The 20,125-nt window shown below is 68.5% G+C and carries 14 protein-coding genes; 1 reads left to right on the plus strand and 13 read right to left on the minus strand.

The window, feature by feature from the left end:
• Positions 1 to 12 precede the first annotated feature (12 nt).
• The 12 genes from fadD32 to BO226_RS18320 all read right to left on the minus strand — a co-directional run bounded on the left by fadD32 (position 13) and on the right by BO226_RS18320 (position 16,790).
• Positions 13 to 1,902 (minus strand): long-chain-fatty-acid--AMP ligase FadD32, encoded by a 1,890-nt coding sequence (gene fadD32 / locus BO226_RS18265; protein WP_006553446.1) that lies wholly within the window; start codon positions 1,900 to 1,902, stop codon positions 13 to 15.
• A gap of 683 nt (positions 1,903 to 2,585) precedes the next feature.
• On the minus strand, positions 2,586 to 3,545 hold the full coding sequence (locus BO226_RS18270) for a cutinase family protein (RefSeq protein WP_006553445.1): 960 nt from the start codon (positions 3,543 to 3,545) through the stop codon (positions 2,586 to 2,588).
• Between the two features lie 20 nt (positions 3,546 to 3,565).
• Entirely contained in the window at positions 3,566 to 4,126 is a 561-nt protein-coding gene (locus BO226_RS18275) for a DUF732 domain-containing protein (RefSeq protein WP_033097843.1), read from the minus strand.
• Positions 4,127 to 4,258: 132 nt separating this feature from the next.
• The gene (locus BO226_RS18280; RefSeq protein ID WP_064256851.1) at positions 4,259 to 6,175 is read right to left on the minus strand and encodes an alpha/beta hydrolase-fold protein; all 1,917 of its coding nucleotides are present in this window, start codon (positions 6,173 to 6,175) and stop codon (positions 4,259 to 4,261) included.
• Between the two features lie 259 nt (positions 6,176 to 6,434).
• On the minus strand, positions 6,435 to 7,445 hold the full coding sequence (locus tag BO226_RS18285) for an alpha/beta hydrolase (protein ID WP_006553442.1): 1,011 nt from the start codon (positions 7,443 to 7,445) through the stop codon (positions 6,435 to 6,437).
• 267 nt (positions 7,446 to 7,712) lie between these two features.
• Complete coding sequence (zomB, locus tag BO226_RS18290) at positions 7,713 to 9,659, minus strand: flagellar motor control protein ZomB (protein WP_082921075.1); 1,947 nt, start codon at positions 9,657 to 9,659, stop codon at positions 7,713 to 7,715.
• A gap of 4 nt (positions 9,660 to 9,663) precedes the next feature.
• Entirely contained in the window at positions 9,664 to 10,569 is a 906-nt protein-coding gene (locus BO226_RS18295) for a decaprenyl-phosphate phosphoribosyltransferase (protein ID WP_033097846.1), read from the minus strand.
• A complete protein-coding gene (locus tag BO226_RS18300; protein WP_024102673.1) occupies positions 10,566 to 11,063 on the minus strand; it encodes a phosphatase PAP2 family protein in 498 nt (165 codons plus the stop codon). The genes BO226_RS18295 and BO226_RS18300 overlap by 4 nt, the downstream gene beginning before the upstream one ends.
• A gap of 46 nt (positions 11,064 to 11,109) precedes the next feature.
• Positions 11,110 to 13,047 (minus strand): glycosyltransferase, encoded by a 1,938-nt coding sequence (locus BO226_RS18305; RefSeq protein ID WP_082921076.1) that lies wholly within the window; start codon positions 13,045 to 13,047, stop codon positions 11,110 to 11,112.
• On the minus strand, positions 13,044 to 14,264 hold the full coding sequence (glf, locus tag BO226_RS18310; protein WP_006553437.1) for a UDP-galactopyranose mutase: 1,221 nt from the start codon (positions 14,262 to 14,264) through the stop codon (positions 13,044 to 13,046). The genes BO226_RS18305 and glf overlap by 4 nt, the downstream gene beginning before the upstream one ends.
• 72 nt (positions 14,265 to 14,336) lie before the next feature.
• Positions 14,337 to 15,089 (minus strand): MerR family transcriptional regulator, encoded by a 753-nt coding sequence (locus tag BO226_RS18315; RefSeq protein ID WP_006553436.1) that lies wholly within the window; start codon positions 15,087 to 15,089, stop codon positions 14,337 to 14,339.
• Between the two features lie 141 nt (positions 15,090 to 15,230).
• Positions 15,231 to 16,790, minus strand: a complete 1,560-nt coding sequence (locus BO226_RS18320; protein WP_024102671.1) for a SpoIID/LytB domain-containing protein — start codon at positions 16,788 to 16,790, stop codon at positions 15,231 to 15,233.
• A 273-nt stretch (positions 16,791 to 17,063) separates the two neighbouring features.
• Between BO226_RS18320 and BO226_RS18325 the strand changes: the two genes are divergently transcribed.
• Positions 17,064 to 19,208 carry an N-acetylmuramoyl-L-alanine amidase gene (locus BO226_RS18325; protein ID WP_024102670.1) on the plus strand — a complete coding sequence of 715 codons (2,145 nt, stop codon included), beginning with the start codon at positions 17,064 to 17,066 and terminating at the stop codon, positions 19,206 to 19,208.
• A 25-nt stretch (positions 19,209 to 19,233) separates the two neighbouring features.
• Here BO226_RS18325 and BO226_RS18330 read toward each other — a convergent pair whose 3' ends face one another.
• Entirely contained in the window at positions 19,234 to 20,070 is an 837-nt protein-coding gene (locus BO226_RS18330; protein WP_064256893.1) for a Cof-type HAD-IIB family hydrolase, read from the minus strand.
• Between the last annotated feature and the right edge of the window lie 55 nt (positions 20,071 to 20,125).

The raw sequence follows: 20,125 nt of genomic DNA on the forward strand, positions 1-20,125 counted from the left end.
GGACATTCGTTCTTACACGCTGTCCGGGAAGGCCTGCTGCTGGTAACCACCACGCAGCGTTCCCTCGACATATGCGGTCTTGCACGCCCGACGCGCGATCTTTCCGCTGGACGTACGGGGGATCGAACCGGCCGGCACGAGCAGCACGTCGCGGGCGGTGACACCGTGCCGGGACGAGATCGCGGCACGTACCGCGTCGGCGATCGGCTGCGGATCGGCCTTGCCGGCGCCGGGAGCGCGCTCGGCGACGATCACGAGCTGCTCCGACGAATCGTCGGCATCGAACTGCAGGCCGGAGGCGTCGTTGTCGAACACCTCGCGCGGCAGCTGGTTGGCCGGCACCGCGAACGCCGCGACGAAGCCGGGACGCAGCGCGGAGCTGGCCTCCTGCGCCGAGAACTCGAGGTCCTGCGGGTAGTGGTTGCGGCCGTCGACGATCACGAGGTCCTTGACGCGACCGGTGATGTAGAGCTCGCCGTCGATGTAGACGCCGTAGTCGCCGGTGCGCAGCCACTTGCTGTCGTCCGGGGTGCCCTCGGCGTGGCTGCCCTCGGCCAGACGCTTGGTGATGCGGTTGTGGAAGGTGTTGTCGGTCTCTTCCTTGCGACCCCAGTAGCCGATGCCCATGTTCTCGCCGTGCAGCCAGATCTCGCCGACCTGCTCGTCGGGCATCTCGGTGCCGGTCTCGGCGTCGACGATCGCGGCCCACTGGCTGCGTGCGACGTAACCGCAGGAGACCTGCGGGATAGCGTTCTCGGCATCGGGCTCGACGCGCATGACCCGGCCCGCGTTGAGTGCGGTGCGGTCGACGTAGATGACCTTCGCCTCGTCGCTGTGACGGGTGGAGGAGACGAACAGGGTGGCCTCGGCCATGCCGTAGGACGGCTTGATCGCCGTGCGAGGCAGACCGTAGGGCCCGAATGCCTCGTTGAACTTGCGCATCGACGACGTGGTGACCGGCTCGCTGCCGTTGATCAGGCCGATGACGTTGCTCAGGTCGAGTTCTTCGCCCGGCTTGGGGACCGCGCGTGCCGCAGCGTGCTCGAACGCGAAGTTCGGGGCGGCGGCGAAGGTGCCGGCACCGTCGGAGACGGCGGCGAGCTCGCGGATCCAGCGGCTCGGCCGGGCCACGAAGGCACGCGGGCTCATGATGGTGATGTACTTGCCGCCGACCGCGGGCAGGATCACCGTGAGCAGGCCCATGTCGTGGAACAGCGGCAGCCAGGTCACGCCGCGCGACGACTCGTCGAGCTCGATGGAGTCGGCCATCTGGATGACGTTGGTGAGCACCGAGCGGTGAGTGATCTCGACGCCGGCGGGAACGCGGGTCGAGCCGGAGGTGTACTGCAGGTACGCGATGTCGTCGGTGCCGATGGGCGGCCGGTTCCAGGACTCGGCGACCGAGTCGGGGATGGCGTCGACGGCGATCACGCGGGGACGCTGCGCAGCGGGGAGCGGGCGGAAGAACTGCCGCACGCCGGCCGCGGACGAGGTGGCGGTGAGGATCGCGCTGGGGGTGCAGTCGCCGAGAACGGCGTGCAGGCGATCGGTGTGGCCGGGCTCGTCGGGATCGAACAGCGGCACGGCGATGGTGCCGGCGTAGATCGCGGCGAAGAAGGACACGACGTAGTCGAGGCCCTGCGGAGCGAGGATCGCGACGCGGTCGCCGGGAGCGGTGACCTGTTGCAGGCGCGCGGCGATGGCCTTGATGCGCACGCCGAACTGATCCCAGGTCAGCTCGTGCACCTCGCCGTCGCGTTCCCGCGAGTAGTCGATGTACCGGTAGGCGAGGTCGTCACCGTTTGAAGCGAAGTTCCCCTCGAGGTGATCGAGCAGGGTCTGCCCTTCAGGCAGCCTGATCCGCCCGTTCTCATCGATGAACTCTTCGAACCCGACGCTCAATTCCTTCTCCCTGTCGAAGCGATCCCACAACCACTCGACATGGTTGCGCCACTAACTTTTCCTCCGCGCCGGCGGATCGTCGTACCGATACCGCCCCCCACGGCTTCCGGCGGTCCGTTCCTCGAACGTGTCCATCGACCCCAGATCACGAATATGTTACAGATCGGCATCACGCGCACCCACGCAAAGTGCGGTCGCCGGGAAGAACGCTTCCCCTCGCACACGGGAAACACAAAGATACGACATGGTCGTCTTCACACACACATTCCGCGCCCGTCGAACGAGACGAGCACACGATCCGATTGTGTGCGAGGGTTTTTCGACGCCGACACCGACCGACGGTGCAACCCGCCGCCCTCTGCTGCCCAGGATCGGCGCCCCGGTACGTACGCCCGACCGAGGCGAGAGCTCGTGACAAGGATCATTCCCGGTCGCGGGCCGTCGCTACGCCCCCGGAGGGGGCCGGCCGTTCGCCGTGCCGTCACTGGCACCATGAACCTCTTCTCCTGTGGCAGTCGTCGTGCGCCACGATCCCGGACGGCCGGGCCGCAGCCGAGGGATGAGTCTAAAGGCAGCCCGTCTTTCGAGTGTACCGGGTGGTGAGATCGGACACTACCGGCGAGTAATATGTGGGAGGGTTCACTTGGGCCCGAACCTCCCCCTCGTGCAGCGACGGCCGCACCTCATTCTTCTGCGGGTTCCGGTGCGGCATCGATCTTCTCCGCCGCCCAGTTCGCGATCCACTGCGTCGCGGTCGTGCCGTTCTCGTCCACGACGTAGGTGTTGTACATCGCGTGGATCGGGTTGTTGACGTACTCGAGCAGGCGCGGAGCGGCCGACATCCAGTTGGCGGGATTCAGCGCGTTCGGTGGTGCGTCACAGATACTGTCCGTGGGCGCGCAGATTTGGATCGTGCGGTCGTCGAGCTCCCCGAAGCCACCGGGACGCGCGCCGGTCATCGTGATCCCCGGCAGCCGCAGGCCGTCGAGCGACAATTCGGCGCCCACTCCGGCGACGGGCGCACCGATGTCGGTGCCCGAGACCCCGTCGCGGCGACCGTCGGCAACGAGTGCGACACCGAGCACCCGGTCGGCGGGGACCGGGCCGTTGCCGGCACCGATCTGCGCGGCGACGTCGCCCACGATCACGGCGCCCTGCGAGAAACCGGTGAGCACGTAGGTGGTCAGCGGGCACTCGGCCGAGCGTCGCGCGAGGATGTCGGTGGTGGCCGCGAATCCCTCACTGCGGCTGTTGTTGTAGGACTGCTGGCCGTCCGGCGGGATCGCAATGGGGTTCGAGAACTGCGCGACGTACGGCACCGTGTAGACATCGGCGCGTTGGGCATCGAAACGCTCCTGCAGCGGCCTCGTCACGTTGAGCATGAGCGAGTACGGGTTCGCGGCCGGAGCGTACGGATCGTCGCCCACCGCGGACTCCCAGGTGCCCGGCACCGCGACGACCTGCACGTCGGGGCACGAGGCCGGCTGCGACTGCGGCTCCTCCGGCCCGGGCGGGGTAGGAATCGGCGACGGGATGTCCAGCCGCCCCGCGAGCATGTACCAGAGCACCAGCACGATCGCCAGGACGAGCAGCGCCCCCACGACCACGATCCTGCGTCCGCGACGCTGCTTCGTCCTGACCATTCGTGCTGTCCCCGCGTTCCCTAGTTGCAGTACGTCTCGCCGGCGACGGCGATGTACGTGTCGGCCGTCGAGGAGGCCTGATCCTCCGACAACTCGACACCACCGGCTGCAGCATCACTACCCACGAGCGCGGTCACGAACACCTTGATCTCCTCCGGCGACCCGCCCTGCGCCTGGGCGCTGCAGATGTAGTCGGCGATGTTCACCGCGCCGGTCTCGTCGCTGGGCTCGACGCCCTCGGCGCGGAGACCGTCGAGGAAGGCCTGTGCGCCGGGCGTGGGAGCGGGTGCCGCGCCCGTGTCCTCTCCGGCATCGTCGTCTCCGGCAGCGGGCGAGGACGGAGCCGGGGACGCCTCGCTCGTCTCGGTCTCGCCCGTGGTCTCGGCCCCGGCCGCGCCGGGGGATGTCTCGGCCGCGGAGGTCGATGTCGACGCCGAGGTTTCCGTGGCGGCAGACGTCGTCGGCGTGTTCGTCGCGGTGGAGTCGTCGCTTCCGCACGCGGAGAGAACGGCCGTGGCGGTCAGTGCCGCAGCGAGGGCGCCGAGGACTCGGGTCGAGCGTGAGCGGGTCCGTGCAGGCATGTGGTGGGGTCCTCACATCCGGGATGTCGGTCGAACTTGGTCAGATGCGCCCCAGGCTACAGAGCGGCCCGTGCGGCCGGTAGGAGCGTCCCTCCTCCCCCGGTTACACGGGCCGACCCTGCTGTCGTTCGGTTACGGCTGCAGCTTCACTTCGTCGCCGTCGAGGGTGATGAAGCCGTTCTGAAAGTTCTGCTGGACACCCTTGCCGTCCACGGCCGGGAACTCGTCGCTGATCGGCAGGCCCAGACGTCCTTCGGGACCCTTCTCGGCGAGCCACGCCTCGAGGATCTTGCCGCGGACCGGCCAGGCACCGGTGAGCGGGCTCCAGTAGATGTTGCCGTGCTGGAACTCGTTGAAGCGACCGTCACGCCCTGCGGGCTGCTCGCTGGCCGTCGGGTAGCCCAGGACTCCCGTCTCGTAGCCGAGCTGGGAGTACTTGTCGAGAATCATGCCCTGCACGCCGTGGGCGCCGGTGTCCTCGCTCCAGTACATGGCGCCGATCTCGAAGCCCTGGACCGCGCCGCGGCCGTCGGGGGTCGCCGCCTCGTCGAGGATCGGGTAGCCGAGCGGTCCGCCCTCCCAGCCCTGGTTCTTCCATTCCTCGAAGATCTTTCCGCGGACCGCGTGGGCGCCGTGCTCGGGCGTCCAGTAGATCGCGCCGTTCCGGAAATGGTTGAACCGTCCGCGTCCGTCGGGTGCGACGCGTTCCTCGGTGGTCGGATAGCCGAGCTGCCCGGCCGGACCGCCGACACCCTGGTAGGCGCCGCCGATCGCACCCGCGACCGGCACCGTCGTGCCGTCGGACGAGAAGACGCGGCCGAAGCGGAAGTCCTGCACCTTGCCACCGGCGACGTCGTATTCACCGGTGAGGCAGTCGCCGAGCCAACCGTTCACGTTCGCCACATCGCCGAAGGCGCCGGTGGGGTTGCACTCGGGCTTGTCGACCTCGACCCCGAGGGTGTTGGCGAGCTGCGGCCACAGCTGGTGCAGTTCGAACTCCCAGTACTTCCACGTGTGGGTGCCCGACGGCCGGTACACGATCTGGGCGGGGATGCCCTGCTTCTCGAGCTTCGTCGCGAACGCCTGCGAGGTGAGGCGCGAGAGGATCTCGAGGCCCATGCCGGCGTAGTTGGTGCTGACCCCGGGGATGCCCGACGGATCGTCGTGGGGGCCGGTGGTGCCGCTGCCGCTCGAGACGTACAGGCTCACGCCCTCGAGCTTGTCGGCGAGCAGGTAGGGATCGTGCGACTCCCAGCCCTCGGAGCCGGGCGCACCCCACATCGCCTCGGAGTCGAAACCACCGGCGTCCTGCATCGCGTAGTGGATGGCCTCGGGCATGCCGAGGGTGGTGGTGGTGAGGATGCCGGACAACGACGCCGCGAACTGCGCGAAGCCCGGGTTGCGGGCGGGTAGGAACATCGCGGCGGTACCGCCCATCGACAGGCCGACGACGCCACGCTTGTCAGTGGTACGCCAGTCGCGTTCGAGCAGCGGAGGGAGTTCCTTCGTCAGGAAGGTCTCCCACTTGTAGTTCTGTCCGTTGTTCTGATCGATCCAGTCGGAGTAGAAGCTCGACTGGCCGCCCACCGGCAGCACGACGTTGACGTTCTTGTCGGCGAAGAAGGCCTCCGCATCGGTCTCGAGCGTCCACCCGTTCTCGTCGTCGCGCGCGCGCATGCCGTCGAGCATGAACACCGACGGGAACTTCGCGTCGGGCTTGCTGTTCCAGTCGCGCGCGAGCAGCAGCTGCACCTGGATCGGCGTCCCCATCGACGGCGAGTCGATCCACAGAGCGACGCGGCGATCGGTGAGCCAGTCGACAGAGCGGACGGTCGCACCGGCAGTGCTCGTCGGGCCGGACTGGGCGATGAGCGGATCGGCGGTGGCCACCGAGACAGTGGTCAGACCTGCGGCGACGGGCGCGACGAGGGCTGCGGCGATCAGTGCGAGCGCACGGGATCTTCTGCGCCGCGCACCCGCGACGCGAGCCGCTCTCCTGCTCGGACCCGTCCGTCGCTCACCGTGCTCGAGCTCAGTTCGCATCTGCATCGCTCACTTTCTGCGTTGCCGGATTTCCTGCCGAAGTGCGGCTTCGGGTGGACCGCGACGGCGGCAGTGGCAGGGCGCCCCGGCTGGGTATGCCGACTCGGGATACCGGAGTCCCGGATGTTGTTTCTACACCGGCGGCACCCGGAATCGCGGGTGCCGCGCTGTGACAGGTGAGAAAATTGTTGCAGAAAGCTACGACGCCGCCCACTCACCGGATCGGTGAGCGGGCGGCGTCGTTGCTAGCAGTGCGTACCGGAGATCAGAACGCGTTCAGCGCCTCGAGGATCTGCGGGCGTGCCTTCCACAGCTGATCCTCCCAGTACTTCCATGCGTGCGTGCCGCGCGCCGGGAAGTCGAAGGTAGCCGGGATGCCGAGCGTCGCCAGCTTGAGCTGGAACGCGCGGGTCTGGGCGAGGGACAGCGCCTCGAGCGCCATGCCGTTGGCGGTGTTGTAGTAGCCGACGAAGCCCTGCGGGTTGTCGTGCTCACCGGGCAGACCGCTGGCGGCCGAGATGTACAGCGACAGACCCTCGAGCTTCGGAGCGAAGACGAACGGGTCGTTGCGCAGCCACGCCGGGCTCCACGGCGGGCCCCACATCGAGTCGACGTTGAAGCGGCCGGCGTCGAGCATCGCCACGCGGATGGCCTCACGCATGCCGGGAGCCGACAGGTTCAGGTAGCCGGACAACGACGACGCGAACTTGAACTGGTCGCGGTGGTAGGCGGCCAGGGTCAGGGCGGCGGAACCGCCCATCGACAGGCCGAGAATGCCGTTGTTGTTGCGCGACACGCCACGGGTGGCGAGATAGTCGGGCAGCTGCTCCGTCAGGAACGTCTCCCACTTGTAGGTGATGTCCTGGCCGTTCAGGTTGGACGGCGCGTACCAGTCGGTGTAGAAGCTCGACTGTCCGCCGACCGGCATGATCAGGCTGACGTTGTCGTTCGCGAACTGCTGCAGGGCGTTCGTCTCGAACGTCCAGGCGTTCGCGTCGTCCCGAGCGCGCAGGCCGTCGAGCATGTAGAGCGCCGCGTCGCCACCGCGCGCGGCCCACTGGATCTGAACCTTGATCGGGCCCATGTCGGACTCGACGAAGACCTCTTCGAAGCCCCCTGCAGGCGCGCGGTGCGAGACCGGCGCTCCCTGCGCCGGCGCGGCGACGGCGGCGGTGGTTCCGACGAGGCCGGCAGCCACGGGGAGGACCAGAGCTGCGGCGGCGGTGCCGAGCAGTCGCCGTCGAAGGCCCTGCCTCAACCTCGGGACAAAACGCATGAACAATGCTCTCTTTCTCGTCTGCGGCGTCCGCGTTCGCGTCCCCCGGATTCCGGCGATGACGACCGCGGAAGGCCGCCCCAAGTCACACTGCGGTCAAAACTGTAAAGGACCGCGTGATCTCTGACAAACCCTGGTTTCAACAGCTCTTGGGCACCTCTTGACCTATAGGTCAAGCACGCGCTGCCGGAATGTTACCTATCCGTGATGCGTCGTGATCCTATCGAGACAGTCGAAGGGGGCCAAGTTGATCTCGGTGTCCGGCCGTCACCCCCGCGGCGGTGGCATCGGCAGGTCACAGCGCTGGATCTCGTACTTCGGCACCCGTTCGATCCGGTACGAGGCGTAGTCGAACGCGTTGCGCAGGTTCCTCTTGAACAGTGCCCACGTGAGTTCGGCGCTCGAGGAATCGATCATCTCCCGGGTCTCGGGACAGGTCAGCGCGGTCTTCGCCATCGCGACCCAGTCCTCGTCGAGATAGCCCGGCATCCACGGATGGACGTCGACCATGCCCGAATCGGCGACCACCCAGTCGGGGAACAGGATCTTGTCATGGCCGATCCGGCCGTCCTCGAGACGCTCGGTGTGCGCGGCGAGCGGGTAGGCCAGGCCCATCTGGTCGACGACCCGCACGTCCAGACCGGTGTTCATGCTGGTCATGCCCAGGTTCAGGAAGAACACCGTGTGCCCGGCACCGCCCGGTGGGATGGGCTCGGGTGGCGGCACGACGTCCCACGCGTCGAAGGAGGGGGTCGGCAGCAGCAGCCCGCCGTTCGGGGTGTTCGCGATGGCCTCGACCATGGCCCGCATACGTGGGTAGTCGAGATAGTCCTCGGCCAGGATGGGATGCAGATGCCCGGTGTTGAGGGCGTAGAAGGCGCGCTCGTCGACGATGCCGGATCGGCCCACCACGGCGCCCTCGGTCATGCCGGTCGTGTTGGCCGCGGCGGCCGTCCACACGACGGTGCCCAGCCACAGCACGGCCAACGCACCCGCGACCTGCGTCGGCCGGTTGTTGCCGAGCTCCGCCCGGTCCGGGATCCGCAGCGGGACGACGGCGACGGGCAGGAGCAGGCAGAACAGCGGCGGCAGGAGGACGCGGCCGTGCATGAAGTCGCCGCCCACACGCAGCGAGTACAGCGCGAGCAGCACACCGGAGCCGAGGAACAGCACGACGACGGCGGTCGGCGTGCGCAACAGCTTCTGCGCCCAGGTCAGCATGGCCCGCACGTCGCGCGGATCGGGACGCGCCGCCGCTGCGGTGAGGCCCACCACCTCACGGCTGGTCGCGAGGACGAGCGCGGCGAGGACCGCGAGGACCAGCAGCGGCAGCCACAGCAGGTACGGCGAGACGAGGTTGCCGAGATATTCGAGGCCCTGCGACCACTTGGCACCACCGGCGTCCTTGGCGACCGCGGTGTTGGGATAGGGCAGTCCGTAATAGCCCATGCGCCAGATCTGGTAACCGATCGGGATCATCCCGGCGACCGCGACCATCGCGACCCGGATGCGCAGGTCGAGGCCGGGCGCGAGGAACAGCATCGCGAGTGCGAGCACCGCGACCAGCGCGAGTTCGGGTCGCACGAGCGGGCCGAGTCCGGCGACGAACGCCGTGGCGAGGATCTGCCCGGTACCCGGGAGCGATCCGTCCCCTCCCGGCGTGGGGGTCGCCCACCGGGCCATGAGCAGCCACAGCAGGCCGAGCCAGCAGATCACCAGGCAGGACTCGAGGCCCGAGGTGGCGAAGTCGCGGGCCGGGGGCACCGCGATGTAGACGAGGACACCGGCGGGCAGGAGCAGCACGGTGCCCGTGGTCGCGCGCAGTCGCCACCGGTACAGGCGTGCGGCGCCGAGCATGGCGAGGACGATCGCGCCCGTCGACAACACGAGCGCGATCGTGAGCACCACGTATTCGAGGCGGAGGCCGGTGAGCCATCCGCCCGCGTAGACGATGTACGTCCACGCGGTGGAGGTGTTGGCCTCCACGCGCTCCCCCGCGTTGAACACCGGCCCGTTGCCGGCGAGGAGGTTGCGCACGGTTCGCAGGACGATGAGACCGTCGTCGGCGATCCAGCGCCGCTCCCACGCTCCCCAGAACATCAGGAACGCGGAGACGACCACACCCGCGGCGAACACACCGCCGGTGAGGCGGTCACGCCGAACGGGCCCGACCGTACTGGACGGTCCGGCCTCGGTGTCGTGGACGCCGCGCACGACGTCAGAAGAGGTAGACAGCACCGCCGACCACCAGGATCCACACCACTGCGAGCAACTGCAGCACCCGGTCCTTCAGGGCGATCTCCTCGGGTTCGCCGGCTTCACCGCCGTCGACGTCGACCGCGTAGCGCAGGATGGCGACGACGAACGGGACCATCGAGATGGCGTACCAGTTGGAACCGGCCACGTTGTCCTGTTCGAACGCCCACAGGCCGTAGCAGAGCACGACCGCCGTCGCCGCGACGGTCCACACGAACCGCAGGTAGGTCTCGGTGTAGTACTCGAGCGACTTGCGGATCTTCGCGCCGGTGCGGGTCGCGAGGCGCAACTCGGCGTACCGTTTGCCGGCCGCCATGAACAGCGACCCGAACGCCATGATCAGCAGGAACCACTGCGACAGCGGGATCTCGGCGGCCACGCCACCGGCGATGGCACGGATCAAGAAGCCCGACGAGACGATGCAGATGTCGAGCACGGCCTGGTGCTTGAGCCCGAAGCAGTACGCGAGCTGGATGCCGATGTACACCGCCATGACGACGGCGAGCTGCCAGTTCGCGATGAACGACAGCGCGATCGAGCCGACGAGCAGCACCGTCGCGAGGATGTACGCGAGTCGCACCGGGAGCACGCCCGCCGCGATGGGCCGGAACCGCTTGGTGGGGTGTGCACGGTCGGCTTCGACGTCCATCGCGTCGTTGACGAGGTAGATGCCCGAGGCGGCCATACAGAAGACGACGAAGGCGAGCGCGACGGGCAGCAGCACGTCCACCTGGGTGACCGAGCCGGCCGCCATCGGGGCCGCGAGCACCAGGACGTTCTTCACCCACTGTCGGGGACGGACCGCCTTGACGATCCCGGCGCCCAGGCTCTTGGGCGCCTCCTTGACGGGCGCCGGTTCCTCGCTCATCGATCTCCCCACTTCGTCTCTGCCCGCGCCACGACGGCCGCGGACGCCGCACCGAGTGCCGCACCCGCCAGTACATCCGTCGGATAGTGCACGCCCAGCACCAGGCGGGACAGCATCATGGGCGGCACGAGCACCGCGGGAAAGGGTAGCCCGGTGGTGCGGGCGAGTAGCACGGCCGCCGCAGTCGTGGACGTCACATGCGACGACGGGAAGCTCAGCCGGCTCGGCGTGGACACGTTGACCTGCACCGTCGGGTCCACCGGCCGCGGACGGCGCACGACCCGCTTGATGACGACGGACGCCGCGTGGGCACCGAACGCGCCGACCGCCACGCTCGCCCACTTGCGGCGACGGGGACGGTCGACGAGGGCGCCGGCGGCGCCGATCGCGATCCAGCCGAGAGCGTGCTCACCGAAGTGCGACATGCCGCGGGCGATCGTCGTCGCTGCGGGTACGGCACCGGCGGTGGCCTGGACGGTCTGCAGCACCCGCACCTCGGTGCCGGTGCTCTTCCAGTGACGTGCAGCCGCAGTGCCGGGGTCAGTTGCCGATTCCGAAGACACGCTCCCACTCCTCCTTGCTGGTCAGGGCGGGAACCGCGTCCCGGTACCGCTTCTTCATCTCGGGGAACCGGCGCGCGAGTTCGCGTCGCAGCCTGAGCGCCTCGGTGAGCAGGGCCTGGGCCTGAGCACGGTCGCGCTTACGGTAGACGACACCCCGACCGTCCGCCGTGGTGACCGTCACGCCGTCGACCTGCGAGAGCAGGAACCACCGCGCGTCGATGGTGGGCACGTTCAGCTGCGGCCGCTCGTGGTGCTCGCGGTTCTCGGGGCGCACGTTGTGCAGCACACCCTTCGCGAGACGCCTGACCTTCGCGACCGCACCCTCGGGCAGTCCGACGGCCCCGACCTCGGCGCCGGATGCCATCGGCAGTTCGGTCGACGACGGCAGCACCACGGCGTCGGGGAAGTTCTTCCGGAGCGCGTGCACCTCGCCGAGGGCACGCGGCAGCAGGTCGAACAGGTTCTCCGGACCGGCGAGGAAGTCCTCGATGGCCTTGTTCTGGATCGCGACCGTCGAGTACTCGAGACACACGAGGTGCTTGATCGTGGCCTTGATCGTGTCGAGCACCATCGGCTTGGCGTCGCCGTGCTGGTGCAGCGCGGCCACGACGAGCCGGTTGCGCAGATGGAAGTACGCCTGCCAGTCGATGGCGTCGTCCTTGTCGCTCCACGCCATGTGCCAGATCGCGGCGCCGGGCATCGTCACCGTGGGGTAGCCGGCGTCCCGTGCCCGCAGGCCGTACTCGGCGTCGTCCCATTTGATGAACAGCGGCAGGGGCTGGCCGATCTCCTCCGCGACGACACGCGGGATCATGCACATCCACCAGCCGTTGAAGTCGACGTCGATGCGTCGGTGCAGGAGCTTCGAGTTCTCCCGGTCGCGCAGCGGCTTGGTGGAGAAGTCGTGGTCGTACTCGACGTTCGGCGCGGCACCCCACATGAAGTTCGAGCGGTGGATGACCTCGCCCATGGTGTGCAGGTGGCTGCGTTCCTGCAGGTTGAGCATCTGCCCGCCGACGAGCATGGGCTTCTTCGCGAATCGCGACAGGGCGAGCGCGCGCAGGATCGAGTCGGGTTCGATCTCGATGTCGTCGTCCATGAACAGGATGTACGGGCTGGAAGTGGTCTTCAGCGCCTCGTACATGATGCGGCTGTAGCCGCCGGAGCCACCGAGGTTGCCCTGGTCGTGGATGACGAGACGGTCGCCGAAGGGTTCGGCGGCCTCCGCGAAGTCGGCCTCGTCGCGAACCTTGCGGGTGCCCTGGTCGGGGATGATGACGGCGTCGACGACGTCCATCACCAGCGGGTCGGACGCGAGCGCACGCAGCGCCTTCACGCAGTCGGCAGGGCGGTTGAAGGTCGGGATGCCCACTGCGACCGAGGCGTGTCCGGGCGCCTCGACAGGTGCGTACCAGCCGGCGGCGTGCAGCGTGACCTCGCTGTCGGTGGTGACGTCGAACCACAGCCAGCCGCCGTCCTCGAACGGCCCCAGGTCGGCTTCGATCTCGACGACCGTGTCGGACCCGCGGAACTCGCGGCCGGTGACGTGGATGCGGCTCGAGTCGGCCTTGCTGCGGTACAGGTCGACGCGGCCGTGGCCGGTGAGTTCGAGTCGCAGCACCACCGAGCCGAGCGTGCTCCAGCGACGCCAGTAGCTCGCCGGGAAGGCGTTGAAGTAGGTGCACAGCGACACCTCGGACTCGGCGCCGATCGCCAGCGTCGTCCGGCTCGTCGCGTGGGCGCGACGCGCGTTGGTGGGCGACTCCTCGAGGTAGAGCGTGCGCACGTCGAGGGGCTCGCCCGGGCGCGGCAGGATGATGCGCTGCAGCAGCGACCGGCCGAGCAGTTCGTCCTCCGTGGCGGGGGTACTCGCCGCCTCGTGCTTCGCGACGGCCGCGTGCTTCGCGGCGCTCACGAGGCGTCCCCGGCGATGGGCGCTCCCGAGTCGAAATGCGGGGCGAGGACGTTGTCGAACATCGACAGCGCGCTCGCGATCGCCATGTGCATGTCGAGGTACTGGTAGGTGCCGAGCCGGCCACCGAAGAGCACCTTGTTGTCCGCGGCTTCCTTCTTCGCGAGGGAGCGATAGGCGTTGAGTTTCTCGCGGTCCTCGGGGGTGTTGATCGGGTAGTACGGCTCGTCGTCGTTCTCGGCGAAACGCGAGTACTCACGCATGATGACCGTCTTGTCGGTCGGGTAGGTGTCGCGCTCGGGGTGGAAGTGCCGGAACTCGTGGATGCGGGTGTAGGGCACGTCGGCGTCGTTGTAGTTCATGACCGGGGTGCCCTGGAAGTCGCCGGTGGGCAGCACCTCGGTCTCGAAGTCGAGGGTGCGCCATCCGAGCCGGCCCTCGGAGTAGTCGAAGTAGCGGTCGAGCGGGCCGGTGTAGACGACGGGGGCTTCCGGGCTCGCGGCACGGACTTCATCGCGCACCTCGAACCAGTCGGTGTCGAGCCGGACCTCGATCCGCTCGTTCTCCGCCATGTTCTCCAGCCACGCCGTGTACCCGTCGACCGGCAGGCCCTCGTAGGTGTCGTTGAAGTAGCGGTTGTCGAAGGTGTAGCGGACGGGCAGCCGGGCGATGTTGCCGGCGGGCAGTTCCTTCGGGTCGGTCTGCCACTGCTTGGCCGTGTAGTCGCGGACGAACGCCTCGTACAGGGGGCGGCCGATCAGGGAGATCGCCTTCTCCTCGAGGTTCTTCGCCTCGGCGGTGTCGATCTCGGCGGCCTGCTCCTTGATGAGGGCGCGTGCCTCGTCGGGGCTGAAGTACCGGCCGAAGAACTGCGACACCAGTCCGAGACCCATCGGGAACTGGTAGGCCTGGCCCTTGTGCATCGCGAACACGCGATGCTGGTAGCCGGTGAAATCGGTGAACTGGTTCACGTAGTCCCACACCCTCTTGTTGGAGGTGTGGAACAGGTGGGCACCGTACTTGTGGATCTCGATTCCGGTTTCCGGTTCGGGCTCGGAGTATGCGTTGCCACCGAGGTGGTGGCGACGCTCGATCACGAGCACTCGCTTGCCGAGCTGCGTGGCCGCGCGCTCGGCGATCGTCAGTCCGAAGAATCCGGAGCCGACGACGATCAGGTCGTACTCACCGGTGGAGGGCTGGGGCGCTGATGCAGCAGTCACGGGAGACCAGGGTATGCGACTCCGTCGCGGAGGTGCCCTCTCGGTCCGGGCGGACCGAGAGGGCCGTCACACTCACACGTAGTAGGTGAGCGCGTCACGGACGAATTCGGCGCCCTCCCGTCCTCCGTAGTTCGCCGCGAAACGCTCGTCCTCGACGTACATGTCGGCGAGACCGAGCACGTACTCCCGCGGACTGCCCGCCGCAGTGCCGCCTCCCGGGGTGCCCGGAATCGACGACAGCCAGGCGACGTGCCGCCGCGCGAGGTCCTGCGCTTCGGGGCCCGCCGGATCGAGACCGGCCCGGGCCGCCGCGATCCAGTCATGGTTCAGCTGCTCGACCTGCTTCATCCAGTCGTGCCTGGCGGCGTCGTCCATGCCCCGCCACCAACGATCGCCCGAGTCGTAGGCGTCCTTGCCCCACCGTTCGATGACCTCGTCCCGGTACTGCGTGTGGTCGAACCCGTCGAACACTTCGTCTGCCACGAGTTCCTCCCCTCTCTCCGTCTTCGCCAAGGTGGTGCGCACCGCCGCGATACGGCGGTCCAACTGCCGGCGCTCGTGTTCGAGCAGGTCGAGGTGGGTGCGCAGTGCGCTCGCGGTGTCGTCGTGACCGGCGAGCACGTCGCGGATGGCGGGCAGGGCCAGTCCCAGATCGCGGAGCAGCAGGATGCGCTGGAGACGCACGAGTGCGTCCTCGTCGTAGAACCGCATGCCGTTGCTGCCGGTGCGGCTCGGATGCAGCACCCCCACGTCGCCGTAGTGCCGCAGTGTGCGGCTGGTGACACCGGCGGCGCGTGCCAGTTGCTGGATCGACCATTCCCGCACGTGCCCACCTCCTTCTTTCCGGCTACGCCCAGCGTGCATCTTGACGTTGCGTCAATGTCAACCATCGTCGTCGCGGTGCCGGAACGCCACCGGCCGGCCGCCCTGTTCGGGGCGACCGGCCGGTCGAGATGTGCCGTCGGGTTACTCGGCGCTACCCGTGCTCGGGAACCAGTCCTTCAGGAAGCTCGCGTCGATGACCTGAGCACCGAGGTCCGGTGTCCACACGATCGCGCCGCCGGTGAAGATCCGGAACTTGCCGATCTCGTCGGGCAGCATCAGCTCGGGGCCGATGGGCGAGCCGAGCACGCTGTCGACGCCGCCGAGGTCCAGATAGGCCTGCTCGATGGGCGAGGTGCCGGTGCCGCTGCCGAAGGGATCGGTGCCGGTTTCGGGGCCGGGTTCGGGTGCCGGAGTGATCTCCGGGGCGTCCTCGTCGATGCCTTCCTTGACGGTGAACCAGTCGGAACGCAGTCCCAGCTTGGTCCGTGCCTCGGCGCCCGTCGTTTCGATGGTGCGGTCGGAGCCGACCACGCGGACCCGGGTCACGCGACCGCCTTCGGGTCCGAGATTGTTGCGGGAGAGCACCTCGAATGCCTGGAGGTCGCCGACGCCGAACTTGCTGCCGATCTCGGCCGCGGTGAAGGTCTTGGCCCATTCGCGGTTCGGGGCGACCTTGTCACCCTCGTCCTCGACGGGCGGGAAGGTGCCGCCGGCCGAGTAGCCGCCGGTGGAGGCGGAGAACTCGCTGCGCACGACCTCGCCGTCCTTCATCAGGACGGTTCCGCGGGTGGTGCGCACACCGTCGTCCGTGCGCGGATCCTCGACGCCCGACCCGCCGTAGACCTGACAGTCCGTGGTGTCGCAGGTCTGCCACTTCTCGTGACGCTTCTCGGCGAGGGCGTAGGACCGCGCGGCGATGGCCTGCGCCCGCAGCGCCTCGGCACCACCGGTGTCGGCCCAGGCGGGCAGCGCCTCGGCGGGGACCACGCTGCGCAGGTAGTCCTCGACGTGGAGGCGGTTGACGGTGCGCGGGGCGGTGCCGTCGAGCACCACACCGAGGGCACCGCGGTAGGTCTTGTCGTCCGAGCACATCGTGAGGTGTTCGTTCGCGGGACGGTCCTCGGCGAGGTCGATCGGGTCCACCCACGGCAGGTCGGTGGCTGCCTGCCACAGCACGTCGCCGCTGCAGCCCTCGGTGACGACGACGTTCGCGCCGCCGTCCGGGGTGGGTGTCAGGTGCGCGGCCTCGCCGGGCGCGAGTTGCTTACCGGCGACGATCATGCCGGTGTCGGAGTAGACGTCGAGGGTGTGGTCGTCGCGCGCCATGAGACGGACCGCGATCATCGCGTCGTCGACCGTGCCGAGTTCGGTGCCGCCGTAGTAGTGGCCGATGATCCGCTCGGCGGTCCACCCGTCCTGGGCGTAGCCGTAGGCACCCCACTGCCCCATGCCACGACCGTGGCCGTGACCGAAGCCACTGAACGTGAAGGGCGTGTCGGCCGAAACCGCTTGCACGACACCTGGTGCCGCCTGGTTGCTCTGGACGAGCGCGCCCACGCCGGCTCCGACGAGCAGCGCGGGAGCGACCCCGATCGCGGCGGCACGGGCGACGGAGGGACGCCATCCGTTGCGCAGCGGCCTGCCGAGGATGATGCGCCGCCTCCGGATCTTGCCTCTGCGCCCGATGGACTGTCGTGACATGACGTTGCTCCCTCGTTGTCGCTGTAGGCGCGAACTCGTGATCCGCGATATCGGACAATTTCGACCGATCCTCAAGCTCAGGTTGAGGCTTAAGGTTTGCTGCGTCTAGTGTGACAAGAGTGACGGAGCTAGGCAACAAATGTCACAGAAGCAACACAAGAATCACGAGTTACAGAACTTTCGTGTCCGAACCGGGCCACGGAAGCGACACGTAAGGGACGATCCGAAGTCGGAACCGTCCGCTGGAGCACCAACGACAGGGAGTAGCAAACAGTGCCGCATCGCCGCCCCAAGCCGTCGATCGTCCTGGGTGCCGTCGCCGCCCTGGCCGTCGCGACGCCCTTCGCCGTCACCGGGCTGACCAGCACCGCTCCCGAGATCCGGAATGCCAACGACACCGTCGAGGCAGTGGCACCCGATATCGCGGAAGTCGTGCTCGCCTCGGTGCCCGACCTGATCATCCCGCTCGAGGAGCTCACCGGTCTCAACCTGCCGGACCTCAGCCTGAAGGAGATCGTCGACGGGCTCCCGCAGATCACGACTGCTCCCGACCCGAACGGCGGACTCGTCCAGCGCGTCGGTGCGACCGTCAAGGAACTCACCCGCGACACCCCGTTCAGCCTCGTCGCGCTCGCCGCCGAGGACGTCGCCGCCACCGACGCGCTCATCCGCGCGCAGCAGGACGACGGCAGCTGGGGTCCCTGGACCGCGACCGAGCCGATCGAGACGCGCGCCGACGACGCCACCAGCGAGGGACGCACGGGCACGGAGCCGATCTACGTCGGTGCCACCCGTGCGGTGCAGGTACTGCTGACGCCGCGTCCCGGCCCCGAACCGAATCTCGCCGGCGCGGAGGCCCCGCCGGCACCCGAAGCCCCCGCTCCCACTCCCGAGGCACCCGCCCCGGAGGCACCGGCGCCCGAAGCTCCTGCTCCTGCAGCCCCGGCGGAGGCCCCGGTCCCCGCCGACGAGGCACCCGCGCCGGTCGCTGCACCCGCAGCCGATGCACCCGACCTCGGATACGTGCCCGCGTCCTCGTCCAAGCCGCTGCGCGAGAACCCGCTGCAGGCGGCCGCCGAAGCGGTCAGTGCCGTGCTCATCTCGCCCGGCAGCAGCGAAGCGGACGCGCGACTCGAGGACATCGCGAGCCCGCTCGGTAACTCCGGCCTGAAGGTGATCACCCGCCAGCAGTGGGGCGCCGACGAGTCGATGCGCTGCCAGACCCCGACCTACGACGACTCCCTCGGTGGCGCGACCGTGCACCACACCGCGGGCAGCAACAACTACTCGAAGGCCGAATCGGCCGAGATCGTGCGCGCGATCTACGCGTACCACGCACGCACGCTCGGCTGGTGCGACATCGGATACAACACCCTCGTCGACAAGTACGGCCAGATCTTCGAGGGCCGCGCCGGTGGTCTCGACCGCAACGTCCAGGGCGCACACGCGGGTGGATTCAACGAGAACACCCACGGCATCGCGATGATGGGCGACTTCTCGACCCAGGCCCCGCCGCAGGCCGCGGTGGAGTCGGTCGGCAAGTTCCTCGGCTGGCGTCTGGCCCGCGCGGGACTGAACCCCAAGGGCCGCACCACGATGTACTCCGAGGGCACATCGTTCACCCCCTACCCGCAGGGTGCGGCGGTGGATCTGCCGATCATCTTCGCGCACCGCGACGTGGGCAACACCAGCTGCCCGGGTGATGCCGGCTACTCGCAGATGGGCAAGATCCGCGATATCGCCGTCGCTGCGGCAAAGGGCGGTGGCGGTGGCACTGCCCCGCAGCCCTCGAACCCGTCGCCGTCGAACCCGCAACCCTCGAACCCGCAACCCTCGAACCCGTCGCCGTCCAATCCGTCGCCGAACGTGCCGGACATCAACGTCGGAGCGCTCGCCTCGGGCTCGGCCGGCACCGCCGAAGGTGTCGTCGACGAGCTGATCCGCCTCAGCGGTCACCCGCTGGTCCAGAAGTGGCTCGCCGAGGGCGGCGAACTCGGACGGCTCGGACAGGCGGTGACCTCGATCCTTCCCGCGGTCAAGAGCGGTTTCGAACGAGTGAATTTCGTCAACGGGGCCATCTACACGTCACCGAACGGCGGCACGTGGACGGTACTCGGCGAGATCTACAAGGCGTGGGAGAAGAACGGACTCGACGCTGGTGAGCTGGGGTTGCCCACCAGCGACGAGTACCGGGTGCCGGACGGTTGGCGTTCGGACTTCGAGTTCGGCTCGCTGATCTTCAACGAGGTCACGGGTGTCGTCACCAAGGTGCTGCGCGCCTACGACGACGCCTACGACCAGGCGATGCAGGATCAGCCGGCCGACGTCGCAGGACCCGCACCCGAGGGTGCTCCTGCGCCCGGACCCGAACCGGCACCTGCGCCGGAACCGGCACCCGAACCGGCGCCCGCGGGCTGACCCGCAGCGCACCGGTAGGAACGAGTCACCGCCACCACCGTTCGAGAACGCGGGCCACCCCGTCCTCGACGTTGGTGGCGGTGACTTCGTCTGCGACCGACTTCGCGTCCGGATGCGCGTTCTCCATCGCCACACCGTGACGCGCTACCGACAGCATCGGAATGTCGTTGGGCATGTCGCCGAAGGCCACGAGATTCTCGTGGGAGACACCCAGTAGCCGCGCCATCTCCTGGAGACCGGAAGCCTTCGTGACCCCCGCCGCGGAGATCTCGATGAGCCCGTGGGTCGTCGAATAGGTCACGTCGACCAGCCCGTGCAGTTTCGGCACGAGAGCCTCCGCCATCTCCCGGCTGGTCGCGCCGGGGAGCCGGACGAGCAACTTGATGGCGGGCTCACTGATCACCTCGTGCTCGGCGAGTTCGGTGTTGTCCGGATTCAGCCAGGCATGTTCGTAACCGGGAGCGCTGACGAACTGCGGCGTCGCCGCGTCGTGGGCCCGATCCCCCACCCGCTCCGCGGCCAGACCGCAACCGGGAAGCACCGACGAGGCCACCTCGGCGAGCCACGCCAGTTCGTCGACCTCGAGCACCGCGGCGCTGAGCACACGGTCGGTGGAACTGTCGTAGAGCACGGCACCGTTCGCGCACACCGCCATGGGCGCGTAGCCCAGCTCTTCGACGACCGGCGCGATCCAGCGCGGCGGGCGGCCGGTGGCCAGGACGAACGGAACACCGGAGTCGACCACCGCATGTACCGCGGCGCGGGTCCGATCGGACACCTTCTCGGTGTCGTCGATCAGGGTGCCGTCCACGTCCGTGGCCACCAATCCGGGACGCGACGCGTCCGTGAAAGCAGGACGCACCGCGTCCGTGGAAGCAGGACGCACCGCGTCCGTGATGTGGTCCCGATACGGCTCT

The organism is Rhodococcus sp. 2G (assembly GCF_001886355.1).
GTDB classification, from domain to species: domain Bacteria; phylum Actinomycetota; class Actinomycetes; order Mycobacteriales; family Mycobacteriaceae; genus Rhodococcus; species Rhodococcus pyridinivorans.